This window comes from Ruegeria sp. HKCCD9138 (assembly GCF_057220975.1).
On record NZ_JBWVAZ010000005.1, the window covers coordinates 266936 to 286615 of the forward strand.

16 protein-coding genes are annotated in these 19680 nt (G+C 58.7%); 12 read left to right on the forward strand and 4 right to left on the reverse strand.

What is annotated here, in order from left to right; translation table 11 throughout:
• Nucleotides 1–10: 10 nt before the first annotated feature.
• The 8 genes from xdhA (at nucleotide 11) to AC2TEL_RS11615 (ending at nucleotide 10898) form a co-directional block, all read left to right on the forward strand.
• Nucleotides 11–1372 (forward strand): xanthine dehydrogenase small subunit, encoded by a 1362-nt coding sequence (gene xdhA, locus AC2TEL_RS11580; RefSeq protein WP_480904046.1) that lies wholly within the window; start codon nucleotides 11–13, stop codon nucleotides 1370–1372.
• Nucleotides 1369–3783 carry a xanthine dehydrogenase molybdopterin binding subunit gene (gene xdhB / locus AC2TEL_RS11585; RefSeq protein WP_480904049.1) on the forward strand — a complete coding sequence of 805 codons (2415 nt, stop codon included), beginning with the start codon at nucleotides 1369–1371 and terminating at the stop codon, nucleotides 3781–3783. Before xdhA ends, xdhB begins: the two co-directional genes overlap by 4 nt.
• A complete protein-coding gene (gene xdhC / locus AC2TEL_RS11590) occupies nucleotides 3783–4718 on the forward strand; it encodes a xanthine dehydrogenase accessory protein XdhC (protein ID WP_480904051.1) in 936 nt (311 codons plus the stop codon). Before xdhB ends, xdhC begins: the two co-directional genes overlap by 1 nt.
• On the forward strand, nucleotides 4715–6232 hold the full coding sequence (locus tag AC2TEL_RS11595) for an ABC transporter ATP-binding protein (protein WP_480843937.1): 1518 nt from the start codon (nucleotides 4715–4717) through the stop codon (nucleotides 6230–6232). Before xdhC ends, AC2TEL_RS11595 begins: the two co-directional genes overlap by 4 nt.
• A 63-nt stretch (nucleotides 6233–6295) precedes the next feature.
• Nucleotides 6296–7378, forward strand: coding sequence for an ABC transporter permease (locus AC2TEL_RS11600; RefSeq protein WP_480904053.1), 1083 nt, complete (start codon nucleotides 6296–6298; stop codon nucleotides 7376–7378).
• Nucleotides 7379–7381: 3 nt separating this feature from the next.
• Nucleotides 7382–8302 carry an ABC transporter permease gene (locus tag AC2TEL_RS11605; RefSeq protein WP_480843939.1) on the forward strand — a complete coding sequence of 307 codons (921 nt, stop codon included), beginning with the start codon at nucleotides 7382–7384 and terminating at the stop codon, nucleotides 8300–8302.
• A 35-nt stretch (nucleotides 8303–8337) separates the two neighbouring features.
• Nucleotides 8338–9411 carry a BMP family ABC transporter substrate-binding protein gene (locus tag AC2TEL_RS11610; RefSeq protein ID WP_480904055.1) on the forward strand — a complete coding sequence of 358 codons (1074 nt, stop codon included), beginning with the start codon at nucleotides 8338–8340 and terminating at the stop codon, nucleotides 9409–9411.
• A 128-nt stretch (nucleotides 9412–9539) separates the two neighbouring features.
• Entirely contained in the window at nucleotides 9540–10898 is a 1359-nt protein-coding gene (locus tag AC2TEL_RS11615; RefSeq protein ID WP_480904058.1) for an MFS transporter, read from the forward strand.
• A 45-nt stretch (nucleotides 10899–10943) separates the two neighbouring features.
• Here the strand turns inward: AC2TEL_RS11615 and AC2TEL_RS11620 are convergent, their stop codons facing one another.
• Nucleotides 10944–12176 (reverse strand): HlyD family secretion protein, encoded by a 1233-nt coding sequence (locus AC2TEL_RS11620; RefSeq protein WP_480843942.1) that lies wholly within the window; start codon nucleotides 12174–12176, stop codon nucleotides 10944–10946.
• A gap of 3 nt (nucleotides 12177–12179) precedes the next feature.
• Nucleotides 12180–12575, reverse strand: coding sequence for a hypothetical protein (locus AC2TEL_RS11625; RefSeq protein ID WP_480844005.1), 396 nt, complete (start codon nucleotides 12573–12575; stop codon nucleotides 12180–12182).
• 188 nt (nucleotides 12576–12763) lie between these two features.
• On the opposite strand from AC2TEL_RS11625, the gene AC2TEL_RS11630 reads away from it, so the two are divergent.
• The 4 genes from AC2TEL_RS11630 to AC2TEL_RS11645 all read left to right on the forward strand — a co-directional run bounded on the left by AC2TEL_RS11630 (nucleotide 12764) and on the right by AC2TEL_RS11645 (nucleotide 15574).
• Complete coding sequence (locus AC2TEL_RS11630; protein WP_480904060.1) at nucleotides 12764–13837, forward strand: NAD(P)/FAD-dependent oxidoreductase; 1074 nt, start codon at nucleotides 12764–12766, stop codon at nucleotides 13835–13837.
• Nucleotides 13834–14484 (forward strand): DUF938 domain-containing protein, encoded by a 651-nt coding sequence (locus tag AC2TEL_RS11635; protein WP_480843943.1) that lies wholly within the window; start codon nucleotides 13834–13836, stop codon nucleotides 14482–14484. Before AC2TEL_RS11630 ends, AC2TEL_RS11635 begins: the two co-directional genes overlap by 4 nt.
• Nucleotides 14485–14554: 70 nt before the next feature.
• The gene (locus AC2TEL_RS11640) at nucleotides 14555–14890 is read left to right on the forward strand and encodes a carboxymuconolactone decarboxylase family protein (RefSeq protein ID WP_480843944.1); all 336 of its coding nucleotides are present in this window, start codon (nucleotides 14555–14557) and stop codon (nucleotides 14888–14890) included.
• A gap of 147 nt (nucleotides 14891–15037) precedes the next feature.
• On the forward strand, nucleotides 15038–15574 hold the full coding sequence (locus tag AC2TEL_RS11645; RefSeq protein WP_480843945.1) for a hypothetical protein: 537 nt from the start codon (nucleotides 15038–15040) through the stop codon (nucleotides 15572–15574).
• An 83-nt stretch (nucleotides 15575–15657) separates the two neighbouring features.
• On the opposite strand, the gene AC2TEL_RS11650 is transcribed toward AC2TEL_RS11645, so the two are convergent.
• Both AC2TEL_RS11650 and AC2TEL_RS11655 read right to left on the reverse strand, forming a co-directional pair.
• Nucleotides 15658–18165 (reverse strand): GcvT family protein, encoded by a 2508-nt coding sequence (locus AC2TEL_RS11650; RefSeq protein ID WP_480904063.1) that lies wholly within the window; start codon nucleotides 18163–18165, stop codon nucleotides 15658–15660.
• Nucleotides 18166–18301: 136 nt separating this feature from the next.
• On the reverse strand, nucleotides 18302–19624 hold the full coding sequence (locus tag AC2TEL_RS11655) for a hypothetical protein (RefSeq protein ID WP_480904066.1): 1323 nt from the start codon (nucleotides 19622–19624) through the stop codon (nucleotides 18302–18304).
• Between the last annotated feature and the right edge of the window lie 56 nt (nucleotides 19625–19680).

A 19680-nucleotide genomic window follows, 5' to 3' on the forward strand; every position in this document is an offset into this window, starting at 1 on the left:
GGTTTCACGCATGAATATCACGTTTCTTCTAAACGGAGAGACTGTGGAGCTGGCGGATGTCGATCCGACAGCGACTCTGCTGGATTGGCTGCGCGAGGATCGCGGTCTGACCGGCACCAAGGAAGGCTGCAACGAGGGCGATTGTGGTGCCTGTACTGTCATGGTGACGGATGAGGATGGCGCCAAAGCGCTGAACTCCTGCATCCTGTTCCTGCCGCAGTTGCACGGCAAAGCCGTGCGCACAGTGGAAGGCGCCAGCGGTCCGAACGGAGAGGCACATCCGGTCCAACAGGCCATGGTCGACCTTCACGGTTCGCAGTGCGGTTTCTGTACACCCGGCTTTGTCATGTCGATGGTCGCCAGCCACGCTAACGGGGCGACCGATCACGATACTCAGCTTGCCGGAAACCTGTGCCGTTGCACAGGTTACGCGCCGATTATTCGCGCCGCGAAGGCTGCCGAGGAACAGCCGGTTCCGGTTTGGGTCAAGGACAAGCCCGTCACCACAAAGTCGACATCGCGCTTGCTTCCCGGATCTTCCAACGAGTTGGCCGCTGTCTACGCTGAACACCCGAACGCAACTCTGGTCGCCGGTGCTACGGATGTCGGGTTGTGGGTCACTAAGCAGTTGCGTGATCTGGACCCGGTGATTTTCCTCAACCGCTGTGATGATCTGAAGGAAATCGAATTTACCGACACGGAAATCCGCTTTGGCGCCATGGTCGACATGAACCGCATGGGCGAAGCTCTGGCCGATTTGCATCCGTCTTACGCCGAGATGATCCGCCGCTATGCCAGCGTTCAGGTCCGCCATGCCGCTACCGTCGGTGGCAACATCGCCAATGGCTCGCCCATCGGGGACAACCCGCCTGCACTGATTGCCCTGGATGCGACCCTGCATCTGCGCAAGGGTGATGAGCGTCGCTCGATCCCGTTGGAGGAGTTCTTCATTGACTATGGCAAGCAAGACCGCGCGCCGGGCGAATTTGTCGAGGCGGTCAGCTTTCGCCTACAAGCGGATCGGCTGAAGGTTTACAAGCTCAGCAAGCGGTTCGATCAGGATATCTCGGCCGTTTGCGGATGTTTCAACGTCACCGTTTCGGAAGGCATGGTTACCGAAGCGCGTATCGCCTTTGGCGGCATGGCCGGTATTCCCAAACGGGCCGCGAGTGTCGAGACCGCACTGGTTGGAAAACCATGGACGCGCGAGACCGTTCAGTCCGCTCTGCCGGCATTTGCCGACGACTTTACGCCGATGACGGACATGCGCGCCTCGGCCGACTACCGACTGGAGACCGCCAAGGCGATGCTTGAACGCTACTTCTTCGAGGATCAGGGTGAAGTGATCAACGTGCTGGAGGTGACGGCATGAGCGTGACCAAACCTCTTCCGCACGACGCGGCACCACTGCATGTCTCTGGCACCGCGCGCTATGTCGACGACATTCCAACACCCAAGGGGTCGCTGCACCTGGCATTTGGGCTCAGCCCGATTGCCAAGGGCACGATCACTTCGATGGACCTGTCTGCGGTGAAAGCCGCCGAAGGTGTTGTCATGGTGATGTCTGCCGAAGATTTACCATTCGCAAATGATGTCTCCCCCTCGATCCACGACGAACCGCTGCTATCTGACGGCACGATCCATTATATCGGTCAACCCGTCTTTCTGGTCATTGCGACAAGCCATCTTGCAGCACGCAAGGCGGCGCGTCTCGGCAAGATTGACTATGCCGAAGAGAAGCCGATCCTGACGGTCGAAGACGCGCTGGCCGCCGACAGCCGCTTCGAAGAAGGCCCGCGCATCTACGCCAAGGGCGACGCGGACGCAGCTATTAAAAATGCGGCACACGTTATCGAAGGCTCGTTCGACCTCGGCGGGCAGGAGCATTTCTACCTTGAAGGTCAGGCCGCGCTGGCCGTGCCCAATGAGGGCGCGGATATGCTTGTACACAGTTCGACCCAGCACCCGACCGAGATCCAGCACAAAGTAGCCGACGCTCTGGGCGTTCCCATGCATGCGGTTCGGGTGGAAACCCGGCGGATGGGAGGCGGCTTTGGCGGCAAGGAAAGCCAGGGCAACGCGCTGGCCGTCGCCTGTGCCATCGCGGCCCGGGCGACCGGCAAGGCCTGCAAGATGCGCTATGACCGGGATGACGACATGATCATCACCGGCAAACGCCACGCCTTCCGGATTGCGTACAGGGCCGGTTTCGATGAGTACGGCCATATTCAGGGCGTTTCGTTCCTGCATCATGCCATTTGCGGCTGGGCACAGGACCTGTCCCTGCCGGTCGCGGATCGCGCAATGCTGCATTCCGACAACGCCTATCTGCTGCCCAATGCGCGGATTGAAAGCCATCGATTGAAGACCAACACCCAATCCGCCACCGCGTACCGTGGGTTCGGTGGCCCGCAGGGGATGGTCGGGATCGAACGCGTGATGGATCACGCCGCGTTTGAGCTGGGGATCGACCCGGTCGAATTGCGTCGTCGGAACTTTTACGACCCCGCACATGCGCCGACCATGGAACCTGAGCATCTGGCGAAGCGCCCGTTGGGTCATGTCGACCCGCACGAGGATCTGACCAGCTTGGGTGCTGTCGAGCAGGTAGAGACTGCTCCACCAGTCCGGCCGGTGCCCGAAGGCGGCAATACAACGCCCTACGGCATGGAAGTCACTGATTTCGAGCTGCATGAGATGACAGAGGCATTGCTGAAATCCAGCGACTATACCGCGCGCAAGGCAGCGATCGAGAAATGGAACGCCGAGAACAGCGTGATCAAGAAAGGCATCGCTTTCTCTCCTGTCAAGTTCGGCATTTCCTTTACGCTGACTCACCTGAACCAGGCCGGCGCGCTGGTGCATGTCTATCAAGACGGCTCGGTCCACCTGAACCACGGCGGCACCGAAATGGGCCAGGGGCTGTTCCAAAAGGTGGCTCAGGTCGCCGCTTCGCGCTTTGGTATCCCACTGGAAATGGTGAAGATCACGGCCACCGACACGGCCAAGGTGCCAAACACATCCGCGACCGCGGCGTCCTCGGGCAGTGATCTGAACGGCATGGCGGTAAAGGCGGCGTGCGACACGATACGCGACCGGATGGCGAATTATCTGGCCGAACGGCATCAGGCCGATCCGTCAACCGTCACATTTTCCGATGGCAAGGTCTCGGTCGGTGAAGAAAGCTATCCCTTCGCTGAGGCCGCCGCGCTGGTCTATCAGGGCCGTGTCAGCCTGTCAGCGACCGGTTTCTACAAGACTCCCAAGATCGAATGGGATCGGATCAAAGGCCGTGGTCGTCCGTTTTTCTACTTCGCCTATGGTGCAGCAATCACCGAAGTCGCCGTGGACACGCTGACCGGTGAAAACCGCATTCTGCGCGCAGATATTCTGCATGACGCAGGTGCATCGCTGAACCCGGCGCTGGACATCGGACAGGTCGAGGGCGGTTATGTTCAGGGCGCGGGTTGGCTGACAACCGAAGAACTCGTCTGGGATGACAAGGGCAGCCTGCGCACGCACGCCCCTTCGACCTACAAGATCCCGGCCTGTTCCGACCGCCCGGACATCTTCAATGTGGCGCTCTGGGACGGCGAGAATCGCGAGGACACGATCTATCGCTCCAAAGCGGTCGGAGAACCGCCGTTCATGCTGGGCATCTCAGCCTGGCTGGCCTTGTCGAACGCCGTGGCAGCCTGCGGCGAGAGTTACCCCGCACTGAATGCACCGGCCACGGCAGAGGAAGTCTGGCGTGGGGTCCAAAGGATGAAGGGAGGCATCTGATGGGATTTGATCGGGAGGCTTTGAGGGAGGCGGTCAAGACCCACAGGAAAGTGGTCCGGGTGGTCATCGCAGGGATCAAGGGATCGTCACCCCGCGAAGTTGGTGCCGCGATGCTTGTCTGGGAGGACGGGCAATCCGGTACCATCGGCGGTGGAACGCTGGAGTTTCAAGCCGCCGAGGCAGCGAGGACTCAGACCGTGCCATCGCGGTTGACGCAGCATGCTCTTGGCCCTGATCTGGGGCAGTGTTGCGGCGGAGCGGTGACGCTGTTGAGCGAACTCTATGACATAGACACCGTTGACCACCTGGACGACACTCTGATCGCCCGCCCGGTTTTCGGCAACGAGATGCCGCTATCCGTCAAGCGCCTGCAGACGCAGGCCCGTGGCCAGGGTGTACATCCGGAACCGCAACTGATCGACGGCTGGATGGTCGAGCCGGTGCACAAACCGGCGCGCGATTTGTGGATCTGGGGGGCTGGCCATGTTGGCCGGGCTCTGGTCGACGTTCTGTCACCGTTGCCCGATCTGGCAATCACCTGGGTCGATACCGGGCCGGAGCGATTTCCTGATTCAGTACCGAGCGGTATTGCAGTCACGCCTGCGGCGAAACCTGCCGAACTTGTGCGCTATGCGCCTCGCGGGGCTGAACACCTTGTACTGACCTATTCGCACAATCTGGATCTGGAGCTGTGCAACAGACTGCTTTTGCATGATTTCCGCTTTGCGGGCCTGATCGGCTCGGCTACCAAATGGGCGCGGTTTCGATCGCGGCTGGCGTCCCTTGGGCATCCGCCCGAGCGGATAGCCCGGATCACTTGCCCGATTGGTGACCCAAAGCTGGGCAAACACCCACAGATGATCGCCGTCGGCGTCGCAGCGCAAATCCTGCGCCCTGCCCGACAGAATGACTTGAAGAAGGACCTGAGCGCGTGACCACTCCATTATTGAGTTTGCAAGGGCTGACCAAAGCCTACCCCGGCGTTGTGGCCAATGATCAGGTGTCCTTTGACATCGGCGAAGGCGAGGTACATGCGCTTTTGGGCGAAAACGGCGCGGGAAAATCCACGCTGGTTAAAATGATCTATGGCCTGGTGAAACCCGACAGTGGCACCATGTTGCTGCGCGGTCAGGTATTCGCGCCTCCGGAGCCCCGTGCCGCGCGCGCCGACGGGATTGCGATGGTGTTCCAGCATTTCTCGCTGTTCGACGCGTTGAACGTGGCCGAGAACATCGCATTGGGAATGGAAAACCCGCCGCCGATGGGAGATCTGGCTTCGCGCATTCGGGAAGTGTCCGAGACATACGGGCTGCCGCTGGACCCCTATCGAACGGTCGGCGACCTGTCAGCGGGTGAACGTCAGCGGGTCGAGATCATCCGCTGTCTGCTGCAGGACCCAAAGCTGTTGATCATGGATGAACCGACATCGGTTCTGACGCCGCAAGAGGTCGACATCCTGTTCGAAACACTGAAAAAACTGCGCTCGGAAGGGACCTCGATCCTCTATATCTCGCACAAGCTGGAAGAAATCCGCACGCTGTGCGACCACGCGACCATTCTGCGTCTGGGTAAGAACGTGGGCGAATGCGTCCCGCGCGAAACCTCGGCCCGGGATATGGCGGAGATGATGGTCGGTTCGACCCTGCAAACGCCCGAGCGCGCGGGGCGCGATTATGGTGAGGTCGCGCTGGATGTCAGCGGGCTTTCGGTACCATCGCCCTCGGAATTTGGAACCGCCCTGAAAAACGTGCACATGACCGTGCGCAAGGGCGAGGTTTTGGGCATTGGCGGCGTAGCAGGCAACGGACAGGACGAACTGCTGGGCGTATTGTCCGGAGAAATCCTCACGGCGGCCGATGCGATCAAGTTCAACGGCCAGTCAATCGGCAAGCTGGGCCCGACAGCGCGACGCAAGCTTGGCGTTTTGACCGCGCCCGAAGAACGGCTGGGTCATGCCGCTGCGCCGGACATGAGTCTGACCGAAAATGCCTTGTTGACCGGCTCGGTTCGCGAAAACCTGGAAAGCAACGGGTTCCTGAAGTGGAGCGAAACGCAAGGCTTTGCCGAAAAGATCATCAAGGCCTTTGACGTCCGCACACCGGGTCCTGAAAACGCCGCGCGGTCATTGTCGGGCGGGAACCTTCAGAAGTTCGTGATTGGGCGCGAGGTATTGCAAAACCCCGACGTGCTGGTGGTGAACCAGCCGACCTGGGGCGTTGACGCCGCAGCGGCCGCTGCGATCCGTCAGGCGATCCTGGATCTCGCGGCCAAGGGCACGGCCGTCATTTGCATCAGCCAGGACCTGGATGAACTGATGGAAATCTCGGACAGCTTCGCCGCCCTGAACGAAGGTCGGCTAAGCGCGCCGCGCCCGACGACGGGTCTGACCGTGGACGAAATTGGCCTGATGATGGGCGGCGCGCATGGCATGGAGGTGGCGCATGTCTAAACCGTTTGACCGCCTCCGGCGGGAGTATTTGCAAAAAGATGAAGAACTTGGGGGGATGAGCAGGTGATTGTATTGGAGAAACGGCCGCAACCGTCCAAAGCGTGGTCCTATGCGACCCCTTTGGTGGCGGTGCTGGCAACGATGATCTTTGGCGGCCTGTTGTTCGCCATTCTGGGCAAGAACCCGATTGAGGCTATTGGCACCATTTTCTGGGAACCACTGTTCGGAGAGTTTGCGTTTTACTATCGCCCGCAATTGCTGGTGAAAGGCGCACCTCTGGTGTTGATCGCCATCGGCCTTTCACTTGGCTTTCGTGCGGGTATCTGGAATATCGGCGCCGAGGGGCAATACATCATGGGCGCCATTTTCGGCGCGGGCGCAGGTTTGGCCTTCTACCCGTTGGATGCCTTCTATGTCTTTCCGATCATGGTGATCGCAGGCGCGTTTGGCGGCTGGATCTGGGCGATGATCCCGGCCTTTCTGAAGGTGCGCTTTGGCACCAACGAAATCCTCGTCTCGCTGATGCTGGTCTACGTGGCGGAACAGATGTTGGCGTCCGTTTCGCTTGGCTTGCTAAAAAACCCCGAAGGGTTCGGCTTTCCCGGCTCACGCAACCTGCAGTCCTATGACAGCGCGCATAATGCCGAACTGATTGCCGGATCCGGTATGCATTGGGGTGTCGTTACTGCACTGATTGCGGTGATCTTTGCCTACATCCTGCTGAACCGCCATATGCTGGGCTTTCATATCCGCCTGACAGGCGAAGCGCCCCGGGCTGCCAAATTCGCAGGGGTAAATCCGGCGCGGTTGATCCTGTTCTGTCTGGGTCTGTCCGGTGCGCTGGCCGGGCTGGCGGGATTGTTCGAGGTCTCAGGGCCATCGGGCGTGGTCAGTATCGACTTTAACGTCGGATACGGCTTCACCGCTATCATCGTGGCCTTCCTCGGTCGTCTGCACCCTATCGGGATTTTGCTGGCCGGCGGTCTGATGGCCCTGACATACATCGGTGGCGAAATTGCGCAGTCTCAACTGGGCCTGCCCGCCGCTGCCATTCAGGTGTTCCAGGGGATGCTTCTGTTCTTCCTGCTCGCCTTCGATCTTTTGACCAACTACCGCATCCGTGCGGCCCGTAGCGAGGTAGCCTGAGCCATGGACCTTTCCGAAATCAATCCCGTCCTGCTGGTCGCCTCACTGATGGTCGCCGCAACCCCGCTGTTGCTGGCTGCGATCGGAGAGCTTGTGGTCGAAAAAGCAGGCGTTCTGAACCTTGGGGTCGAAGGCATGATGATCGTAGGTGCGATCAGCGGTTTTGCCATCTCGGTCGAAACCGGCTCACCCTGGCTGGGTTTCGTTGCCGCGGCGATTGGCGGTGCCCTGTTGTCCCTTCTCTTCGTCGTGCTGACCCAGTTCGCATTGGCCAATCAGGTGGCCAGCGGTCTGGCCCTGACTCTGTTTGGCCTCGGTTTCAGCGCGCTTATGGGGCAAAGCTATGTTGGCGTTAAGCCGCCCGACATGGATGAGATCCACATCCCGCTGATCAGCGACATTCCGGTCATCGGCCCCATTTTGTTCCAGCATGATCCAATCCTGTATGTCGGTATCGCTCTGACCGCCGCTGTCTGGGCTGTCCTGAAATACACACGCGTCGGTCTGATACTGCGTGCGGTGGGTGAAAACCACGATGCAGCACATGCCTTGGGCTACAAGGTCATCAAGATCCGTATTCTGGCGATCCTGTTCGGTGGCGCGTGTGCCGGACTGGGCGGTGCCTACATCAGCCTGATCCGGGTCCCTCAATGGACCGAGGGTATGACTGCCGGTGTCGGCTGGATCGCACTTGCGCTGGTGGTCTTCGCCAGCTGGAAACCGTGGCGCGCATTGCTGGGGGCGTATTTGTTCGGCGGAATCACAGTGTTGCAGCTTAATCTGCAGGCAGCAGGCGTTGCCATTCCTGTCGAGTATCTGGCAATGTCGCCCTATATCATCACGATCCTAGTGCTTGTGATCCTTTCGGCCGACAAGAGCAGCGCACCTGCCTCTCTGGGCCGAACCTTCCATGCTTCGCACTAAGCGGGGCCAACTGAACCAACTTGGGGAGTAACCACATGAAATTCACTACACTACTGACAAGTGCCGCAATGGCACTGGGTCTGGCAACAGGTGTCATGGCCGAAGACAAAACCAAGGTCGGCTTCGTCTATGTCGGCCCGGTCGGCGACGGCGGCTGGACTTATGAACACAACAAAGGCCGTCTGGCGGTCGAAGAAGAGTTCGGTGACAAGGTTGAAACCGTTTTCGTGGAATCGGTTCCCGAAGGTCCGGATGCCGAGCGTGTGATGACCCAGATGGCGCTGGAGGGCGCTGATCTGATCTTCACCACCTCGTTCGGTTACATGGACCCGACGATCAACGTGGCCAAGAAATTCCCGAACGTGAAGTTCGAGCATGCCACCGGATATAAAACTGCTCCGAACGTCTCGGTCTATTCGGCACGCTTCTATGAAGGCCGCGCCGTTCAGGGCCACATCGCGGGCAAGATGACTAAGTCGAACATCGTGGGATACATCGGCTCCTACCCGATCCCCGAAGTGATCCGCGGGATCAACTCGGCCTATATTCACGCCAAGAAGGTGAACCCGGATGTCGATTTCAAGATCGTCTGGGCCTACACCTGGTTCGACCCCGCAAAGGAAGCGGACGCTGCCACAGTTCTGATCGAGCAAGGCGCGGACGTGATCCTGCAGCATACGGACTCGACTGCGCCGCAGGCGGCCGCGCAAGAAGCGGGGAACGTGATCACCTTTGGTCAGGCTTCGGACATGAGCGAGTATGCTCCGATGCCCCGTGTTTCGTCGATCATCGATAACTGGGCACCCTACTATATCGCACGCACCAAAGCGGTGATGGACGGTACGTGGGAAACCGTGAATACCTGGGACGGAATTGCCGAAGGTATGGTCGAGATCGGTGAAATCACCGACGCGGTGCCTGCTGACGTCAAAGAAGAGGCACTGGCACTGAAAGCGTCCATCGCGGATGGCAGCTATCACCCATTCACTGGCCCGTTGAAAAAGCAGGACGGCAGCGACTGGCTGGGCGAAGGTGAAACCGCAGATGACGGCACGCTGGCCGGCATGAACTTCTACGTCGAAGGGCTGGAAGGCGAAATTCCACAGTAAACACAGCCACATGAAATCAAGAAGGGCCGGCCGTTGCGCTGGCCTTTTTTGTGCCCGATGGCTTGACGCCTGGTTTTCCGTGGGACCTGATAGGCAAGAGGTCGGTTCGCTAGAAGCGGAGAAACTCAGTGACGCGAAGGCACAGCCGTTGGTGGATTTTGGCCGCAATGGGCGCCATCCTTGGCGTGATCCTGTTAGATGAGACCGTTATCAGCGTCGCACTGCCTACCATTCAAAACGATCTTGGCTTGTCTCAGCTGGATTCGCATTGGGTCGTGAATGTCTACCTGCTGGTTCTGGCCTGTTTTGCGGCGGCTGCTGGGCGCATCGGAGACATTCTTGGTATTCGATGGCTTTTGAGCGCCGGATTGATGGTTTTTGGACTGGCCTCCGCTTTAGGAGGTTTTGCCCAGAACGGAATTGAATTGCTGCTGGCACGCGCCGTTCAGGGCTTTGGGGCGGCGCTTATTTTTCCGTTGTCCCTTGTGGTCTTAGTGCAGTCTTTCGACGAGGACGAACGCGGCCTGGCACTAGGTCTCTACGGCGGGATCGGCACCATATTCCTGTCGCTGGGTCCGTTGGTCGGTGGGTTGTTGACCGAGTATCTGTCATGGCGTTGGATTTTTTGGGTCAATCCGCCAATTGTCTTGGGCGTCGCGGCAATCGCATGGATCTTCTGGCGCGATCCGTCGCACGCACCCGAAGAGGGGTTTGACTGGAAAGGTCTTGTTCTGCTGGTGCCGGGCATGGCGGCAATTGTGTTCGGGATCATGGAAGGACCTGATCGCGGATGGCTGCAGCCCGATGTTTTGGGCGCGCTGGCGGCAGGGCTGGTTCTGCTTGCCCTGTTTATTCGGGCCGAGACGAGGTCATCCAACCCGCTTATCGCGGTTTCCCTGTTTCAAAACGCCAGTTTCGCGGCCTCGAACATGATCCTTTTCACAGCTCAGTTCGGCAAGATTGTGCTCTTTGTGTTCGGCGCACTCTTCTTTCAGGTCAGGCTCGGCTATTCGCCATTGGCGGCAGGCGCTGCTCTTCTGCCGATTGCCGTTCCGCAGATATTCATCGCTCCTCTGGCAGGAAAGATCGCTGATCTTTTTGGAACGCGCGGCGCATCTCTAACGGGATTAACACTGGGCGTACTGGCGATCCTGATGGTTGCCACCGGGACATGGCAACACTCCACCGCCTTACTTTACGCCGGTTTCGTGCTTTGGGGTGGTTTCGTGCCCTTCCTGTTTGTGCCACCACGGCGCGCCGTCATGTCGGCTGTTCCCAAGGACCTTCACGGTCAGGCCAGCGGTATTTCAATGACTTTTCAGTTGCTGGGAGGAACAGTTGGAATGGCGCTGGGGAGCTCGGTCTACGCGATTACCGGTTCGTTTCCGATGGTGTTCGGCTTTGTCGCAGCATTTGCAGCCTGCGTTCTGGCCTTTTCATATGCTTCACTGGAGGCAAGAAGCAAGCCCGGCCCAGCACCCGGATAAACCGGGTTACTTGGCGCGCGACAGTTCTCTTGACCGGCGATTGCATCAATGCCCGCTCAGAACCAGCGTGTTCACGGGCATCAGGATCAGGCGCAAACGCAATCCAGCGGCATGAACAACTCCAATCGTGTCAACAACATGCAGGAACGCTTTTTCCCAGAAACCCAGATTTTCGTCCTCCAGCTTGGCGTGATTGTCGGTATAGACATTGGCCAGACAGTTGCTGCCCGGTGGGATCCGATCTGCCATTCCTTTGTACAAAGGCTCAAGATAGACCAGAATTGAACCCGGATTGGTGTTGGTCTGGACGTCGCGCAATTCGTCCGAAGGGCGAATTTGCCCGGACGGGATCACATCCTGTACCTGAACCACTACGACCGGAATAACCGTAAACGGTTTCGTCATGCACCCAAGTTCGCCAATCATCCCCGGCTTGATGACCTGAGCTGACAATTGGTTGAACGCCGCCTGAAACCGGTCATGACCGGACGATGAGGGCACCAGAATGCCTGCGGGACGCAGCAGCGGGCTGACGTAGTCACCGACCTGCAGCCCGAACTGCTCAACACGGCCCGTCACGCCTGCACTGATCACGGTCTTGTCCAACTCGGTCAGGGCGGCATCAAGCTGTGCGTTGGCGCTGGCGAGTTGGGCGGGGATCAGTTCTTCGATCTGCTGAACCACGGCGGCACGCTGAGATTGTGCCGCGACAACCTGAGCCTCCCGTTCGGCCACCAGGTTTTCGAGGCGGTCGATTTCCGCCAGACGAACCGCGCTGGACCCTTCGTCGCGCAGTGTGGTATTCCGCTCCAGATCTTCCAGCGCCTGATCCAGTGCCGCGCGCGCGCCTGCGATACTGGCATCAGCCTCGGCCAGGTCAGTTTGCGCCACCTTCAGCGACGCCTGAACCTGAGCGATTTGCGCATGGGCGGCTTCTACCTGAGCGGTCTGCGTGAAGTCCTCGATGCGAAAGATTGGCTGGCCAGCAGTGACCTGCTGGTTGTTGGTGACATAGACCTCGGACACGCGCCCGCCCAGTTGCGGCAGGATCGTAACCGTGCGGAAATAGGATGCCGCAGCGCTGCTGGACGGGTGGAAGTAGAACAGAGTCGTAATCACGGTCAGCGCCAGAATCGCGCAGGTTGTCAGGCCCCACCGCAACTCGTACCACATGGTGAACAACGTGATCTCGTGACCGATCCGCTTGCCCTGTACAAAACGGCGGAACAGAAAATCGGGTAGCACGGTCACAAGCGCGCACATCAGTGTTTCCAGCATGTTCTAGTGCTCCTGCGGCGCGGCTGTTTGGGGGCCCGGGTCAGCGGGTGGCTCATCAACCGTCGGCACAGACGCACTTTGCGGCGCTAATGAGCGGATGGCGTCGGCGATGGCTCGCAAAGGCGCTGCAAAGTCAGGAAACTGGAAACCCGCCACCAGAATGGCTGCCACCCAGAACAACCCGTTATGCGTAAACAACGCAAGCAACGCCAATATCCCAACCAACTGGAATTGCGGGTGATTTGACTCATGCGCAATTTTTTCCGGGATCGAGTGCAATGTGAAATACGCAACCCCGATCAAGACGATAACGACAACCGTAAAAACCAGCATGAATGTAAAAAGAAAGTCGCTGCCGTCGGCCTGAACCACATAGGCCGGGATATGTCCTGTGGCCATCGGGTGTGTTTCCGCAGTGTTCACCCTGCCCTCCTGTCACCTGTTTATTCATTGTTTGGATGGGTTGATGCACAATTTCAAGCCTGCTTATAGTCTGCGGGCCGACTGAACGGTGTCACGGAACAGGGCTGAGAAACAATGATTAGTGATACACGCTTGGCCGAATCCTCGCGCCTGATCGAATGGCAATGATCGATTTTCTTGTAATCGGCGGTGGAATTGCAGGCCTCAGCGCCGGCGCGCGCCTGTCATCTTACGGTTCGGTCACCGTGCTCGAAGCCGAAGACGCCCTTGGCTATCACGCCTCGGGCCGGTCGGCGGCGCTGTTCGAGGAAAGTTATGGTCCGCCCTCTGTTGTTGCCCTGAACAGGGCCGGTGCGGAGTATCTGAAATCTGAAAACGGCGGTTACCTGACCCCGCGTGGGCTGATGCTGGTTGGTGCAAGGGATCAGGCGGAATTGTTTCGCAATGACCTAGCCAGTTTGGGTATGCAAAGCATCTCGGTCGATCAGGCAATAGCGCGCGTGCCCATCCTGAATCCGGTCACGGTCGGGTTCGCCGCTGTAAGTGAAGCCGCGTTCGACATAGACACGGACCGCCTGTTGCAGGACTTTGCCCGAACCATTCGCGCAAACGGAGGGTCGGTCCTGACCCGGCAAAAGGTGTGCGGCATTCGCAAGTCGGGGCACTGGGTTGTGGAAGCAGGCCAAACCTTCGAAGCCCGGACCCTTGTGAACGCGGCCGGTGCCTGGGTGGATGACATCGCCGAAATGGCGGGAATAAGCCCAATCGGGATTTCACCCCGGCGCCGATCCATGGCGCGAATCCCGGCACCCGACGGGCATGATGTGACAGGTTGGCCGATGATATTGGGCGCGGGTGAGGGTTGGTACGCCAAGCCTGATGCAGGAAAGCTGCTGGTGTCCCCTTCCGAAGCCGACGCCACTACGCCTCATGACGCCTTTGCGGACGACATGGTTCTGGCCGAAGGACTGGCACGATATGAAGAAATGGTCACGGTACCTGTGACCCGAGTTGAAACCAACTGGGCCGGGCTGCGCAGTTTTGCACCGGATGGCACTCTGGTCCTTGGCCCGGACCCTTCTGATCCAACATTTATCTGGTCCGCCGGTCAGGGGGGCTACGGATTTCAGACTGCTCCCGCTGCCTCGCAACTGGTGGCGGATCTGGCGGTGGGGCGCAGTCCCGATCTGGATCCGCCGCATGTCGCGGCTTTAAGGCCGGAAAGGTTGAGAATATGACCAATGAGACGCCGCCGAAGGCCAGCGTCGTGGTCCAAAGTGACGGCGACAAGCTTATCGCCCCGGCGGCCAATCGAAATGTCGACGTTTTGTGCGAGCTGATTGAACGCATTGCGCCTGTGCAGGGTCGTGCCCTGGAACTGGCAAGCGGGACCGGGCAGCATGTTATGGCGTTCGCCCGGCGCCGGCCGCGCTTGACCTGGCAACCCACAGAGGTCGAACCCGAACGCCGGGCCAGCATCAACGCTTATACCGTTGACTTGCCAAACGTCACCGACGCTGTGCATCTGGATGCGACCGAGCCCGGTTGGCACAAGTCGTTCGGCGAACAGGATCTGATCGTACTCATCAATCTTTTGCACCTGATCACCTGGCCCAGCGCCAAAACTCTGGTTGCCGAGGTGGCGCTGGCCCTGCGCCCATCGGGCCACCTTGTGCTTTATGGTCCTTTCAAACGTTCAGGTCGCCTGACCAGCGACGGTGACCGCCGGTTCCACGATGCTTTGACCCAACAAAACCCCGAAATCGGCTATAAGGATGACACCCAAATCCTTGCCCTGTTGCATGATTGTGGCCTGGACCTTGTCGAACTCACCGATATGCCTGCCAATAATTTGGCATTCGTCGCAAAAAAACCGGACATCTGATCAAGATCAAAGTCCGGCTACGCCTCATAATACATATGCAGTTTATCATATATTTACTGAGGAAAACACAATGGCCTGGCAGGAAAAACTATCGGACACGCGCAAAGGGCTACGCAATCTCAATGCTGCCATCCCGGATACGGCCCGTGCTTTTGGAGCACTGGGAAAAGCAGTCAAGGAAGGCGGGACACTGGATTACAAGACCAAAGAGTTCATCGCCTTGGGAATGTCGATCGCTGTCCGTTGTGAGCCCTGCATATCGTTGCACACCGAAGCGCTGATCAAGGCTGGTGCGACCCGGGGCGAAGTATCGGACGTTCTGGCCATGGCCATCCAGATGGGTGGCGGACCGTCCATGATGTATGCAGCCAAGGCGCTGGAGTGTTTTGACGAGCTAAGCGGATAAGAAGGCTCTCGTAATATGGATCAATCCATGGCGGCAACAGGTTGCCGCCTTTTTTGCGTCAGCCTACTTAAGAAAGGCCTGGTTTCGGCCCTCTTTCGTGACTTTTTCAGAGAGTTTTGCTAGGGTATCTGAAGGAGTGTAGCCGCAATGAAAGCTATACCAGCTATACTGATATCCTTGCTGCCCACGCAATCTCTGTCTCAGGATGATCCGATCAGGGGTCGATTCCACTGCGACGTACTGGACAACCGATTTGTCCCGTCGGAAACGGACCAATCGAACCCGAAGGTCGAGTTTCCTCGGGGTCATGCGCCCGGCACCACCTTGATTGTTGACTACACGCTTGACCCGGCAAGCGGTCTGACGATCTATCTGGGCGAACCGAACCGAATGAATGTCCTGATCGAGGAACCGTTTCCCGAAAGCAGCTTCAAGGGGATATCCAAGATTACCCATAAGGCGGAATACCGCTCGACCTTCAGCGAGGTTTCTCTTGGCAAGCATTCGGTAAACTACAAAGGCAACGATCAGCTCAACATCAAGAGATCCTGCGGCGCCGCATGGTCCGGCCACTACGTCCAGACCTATGTCAGCGGGCGTTTCACTCAGGTTGTCTCGCTGAATTGTCACCCGTTGGTAAACGCTACCGAAGACTTGCTCGACCGATTGAAACTGTACAACTAGGCCACTCCAATCTCTCGTGACTGGCACTGTTTTCGGCAAACGCAAATTGAAAGGCCCCGGATTTCTCCGGGGCCCTTGCTTGATCAACCGTCCTTGCGGATAGTTTCGTTTTTCGGATCGTAGGGGCTGTCGCAGGTGACGACCGCGTCCCACAGTTTGTCTTGGATTTTGACCTGCAGTTTAGTCCCCTCGACCGCCAACTCGGGCTTTACGTAACCCATGCCGATGGATTTCTCGAACGCCACCGAATAGCCGCCCGAGGTCAGACGACCCACTCGCTCACCTTCCGGTGTGTACAGCGCCTCGCGGCCCCACGGGTCTGCATCGTCCGGGCCGTCGATCAGCAGGGTGCAGCATTTGACGCGCACGCCGGTCTCTTCCAGCTTGGCCTTACCGTAGAAGTCTTTCGACAGGTCGACAAAGCGCGGCAGGTCGGCTTCCAGCGGGGTCGCGTCGCGGCCAAGTTCGGTACCAAACGCGCGATAGGATTTCTCCTGACGCAGCCAGTTCTGGGCGCGCGCACCAACCAGCTTCATTCCATGCTTCTCACCGGCTTTTTCCAGCAGGTCGAACAGGTAATTCTGCATCTCGATCGGGTGGTGCAGTTCCCAGCCCAGCTCACCGGTATAGGCCACACGGATCGCGTTGACCGGGCACATGCCCAGCTCGATCTGACGGGCCGACAGCCAGGGGAAGCGCTTGTTGGACAGCGCGGTTTCCGGATCGGCGTCTTTGATGACTTCTTTCAGAACGTCACGCGATTTGGGTCCGGCGATGGCGAAGACGCCCCACTGAGTGGTTACGTCCTGGATCTCGATGTAACCGAACTCCTCCATCTTGTCCTCGGCCGCCTTGCGCAGGTAGTCGGCGTCATACTCGCTCCAGGCACCGGCGGAGACGATGTAGTAGTTGTTCTCGCCATTGCGGACGATGGTGTATTCGGTGCGGGTGGTGCCGTGCGAGGTTAGCGCGTAGGTCAGGTTGATACGACCGACCTTGGGCAGCTTGTTGCAGGTGAACCAATCCAGGAATTGTGTGGCACCGGGGCCTTTGACGACATGCTTGGTGAAAGCCGATGCGTCGATCAGGCCAACGCCTTCGCGGATCGCTTTGGCTTCTTCGACGGCATATTGCCACCAGCCACCGCGGCGGAACGAGCGGCTTTCCTTGTCAAAGCTATCCGATGCATCCAGCGGGCCGAAGTAGTTCGGGCGTTCCCAACCGTTGACCCAGCCGAACTGTGCGCCACGCGCTTTCTGGCGTTCATAAGCCGGAACGGTCCGCAGCGGCCGGCAGGCTTCACGCTCTTCATCCGGGTGGTGCAGGATGTAGACGTGCTCGTAGCACTCTTCGTTCTTGCGGGCCGCGAACTCGGTAGTCATCCAGTTGCTGCTGTAACGCTTGGGGTCCAGCGAGGCCATGTCGATCTCGGCTTCGCCATCGACCATCATCTGCGCCAGATAATAGCCGGTACCGCCTGCAGCGGTGATGCCGAACGAGAACCCTTCAGCCAGCCACATGTTGCGCAGACCCGGAGCCGGACCAACCAGCGGGTTGCCGTCGGGGGTGTAGCAGATCGGGCCGTTGAAATCGTCTTTCAGGCCGGATTCAGCGCAAGAAGGAACGCGTTCGGCCATCGCCATGTACTGATCCGCGATCCGGTCCAGATCCAGCGGGAACAGATCCGCGCGGAAGCTGTCCGGCACGCCATGTTCGAACTGCGCGGGTGCGCCGTGCTCATAGATACCCAGAATCCAGCCGCCGCGTTCCTCGCGTGCATAGGATTCGTTGTCGGCATCGCGTACGACGGGGTGTTCCGGGTTGCCCGCTTCGCGCCATTTGACCAGCTCGGGGTCCTTGTCCATGACGATGAAGGTGTGCTCGACCGGAATGGCAGGCATCTTGATGCCCAGCATCTTGGCAGTCCGCTGCGCGTGGTTACCGGATGCGGTCACGACATGCTCGGCGGTGATCACCACCTGCTCATCCGATGGGACGAGGTTACCGCCCTTTTCGACCATCTTGGTGCAGGTGACTTCCCAGTGGGTGCCGTTCCAGTGGAAGGCGTCGGCCTGCATCTTGCGGACGATGTCGACGCCGCGCTGACGGGCGCCCTTGGCCATCGCCTGGGTCACATCGGCAGGGTTAATGTAGCCGTCCTCGGTGTGGTAGATTGCGCCCTTCAGGTCGGAGGTCTCGATCAGCGGCCAGCGTTCCTTGATCTGGTCCGGGGTCAACCACTCATAGGCAACATCGCAGGTTTCGGCGGTGGAGGCATAGAGCATGTATTCGTCCATACGCTCTTGCGTCTGCGCCATGCGCAGGTTGCCGACCACTGCGAAACCCGCGTTCAGGCCGGTCTCTTCCTCAAGCGTCTTGTAGAAGTCGACCGAGTATTTGTGGATGTGGGTCGTCGCATAGGACATGTTGAACAGCGGCAGCAAGCCCGCCGCGTGCCAGGTCGAGCCTGATGTCAGCTCGTCCCGTTCGATCAGCATCACATCGTCCCAGCCCGCCTTGGCCAGATGATAGGCAATCGAGGTCCCAACGGCGCCACCGCCAACGACCAATGCTTTGACTTGGGTTTTCATAACCGGGCGTCTCCCCTTGAAATCAGTTGACACCATATGGCGCATTTGAAGCCCCCGGCGCGACATTCATCCGACCAGTGATATAAAAAAAACGACCCGCAGGTCCTGCGGGTCGTCGTTCTGACTGAATGTGAGATCAGTTTCCGCCGACAGAACAGCGTTTGGCACTGCCCACTAGCGAACAAGCCTTGCTGCCGCCGCCTTTGCGCACAGTCACTGCTGCGGATTGTTCGGCATCCGAACCTTGCAGCATGGACGTCAACCCCCCAAGCAAACCACCCGAAGCCTCCTGCCCGCTTTCATCAGAGGAAGCATCGCCGCCTTTGGCTTTCGCAAACAAGCGACCTAAGAAGCCTTTTTCTTCGGTGCTTGCCCGTTCGGTTTCCGCAGCCGTCAGATTGAGCAATCCTTTGCGATACCCAATTTGCATCAGGTCGTTTGACGAGGAAATCTTGTTCGCCGTCAAATCGAATGCGTCGTTTGGCAGGCCGTATTGACCGGCCAGCGTGTTCGCCACCAGAGACAAGCCGTCCACGTTTTGAATTCGCATACGTGCCAATTCGCCTCTCAGCTTGACGAACTCGTTGCGCAAGTTCGCCATTTCAACGGCAAGTTCGGCCTCGGTCGCCTTGTCCACTTGCGTATCATTCCCAACGCCCGGCACAGGCAGGCTGAGCAGCGCGTTCAGGCCGTCATAATCCAGCTCCTCGAGAAAACTGTACACTTCATTGACCGGGGCATCGGAACGCGCAAGAACCCGAATTTCTTCGCCGAAACCGATCGTCCCCACAAAAGTATTGAAGCTGACATTGATGCCGGTCTCAGCCACCTGCTTTTTGACCATGGCCCAATCGCGGCGCGCGGATTTGGGCACGTCGTAGTATTCGTCCTGAATCGCCTGAAAAAACGCGGTGCCACCAATGACGCCCAGCGGGACATAATCCGTGTCCGAGAAATCCATCGCGGCAATCGACTGCGCAATGTTGCCCGCGAGCGTTTTGGTATTTGCCCGATTAACCAACGAAACCTGCACCCAGATGGTGTTGTCTCCGTTTTCATAGACCCAGCCGACGCGATCCAGCTTCCGGGCACGCGTTTTCGCCTCTTGCACGGCTACTTCCACGGCCAACGGACGCGCGGCCTCACTCGCCTTGGCCTGATCCTCGCCGAGACGTGCGTCCACAGTAAAGTCGTGGTCCGAAATCGCGCGACGCACCCATTGTTCGCTGGATTCCGGAAGATAGGGCTTTCCGCCGGCACGCCACCGTTTTTGCCGGTCACGTTCGACCTCTTCAGCGGCCTGTTCCTTCTGATACAGGCTGAAGCGGGCGTTAACGGTGTCGACATAGCCGTTAACAGACAGGGTGCCTTCGTGCTTTTTGTCCTGCTGGTAATAGTCGAGGCCTGCGACAACCATTATTGCAACCAACGCGAATCCAAAGAAACGCAAAAAATCCATTGAAAACCTCGGAATCAAATTGCTGCTCTGAGAGGTTTGATCACATGAAATTGAGG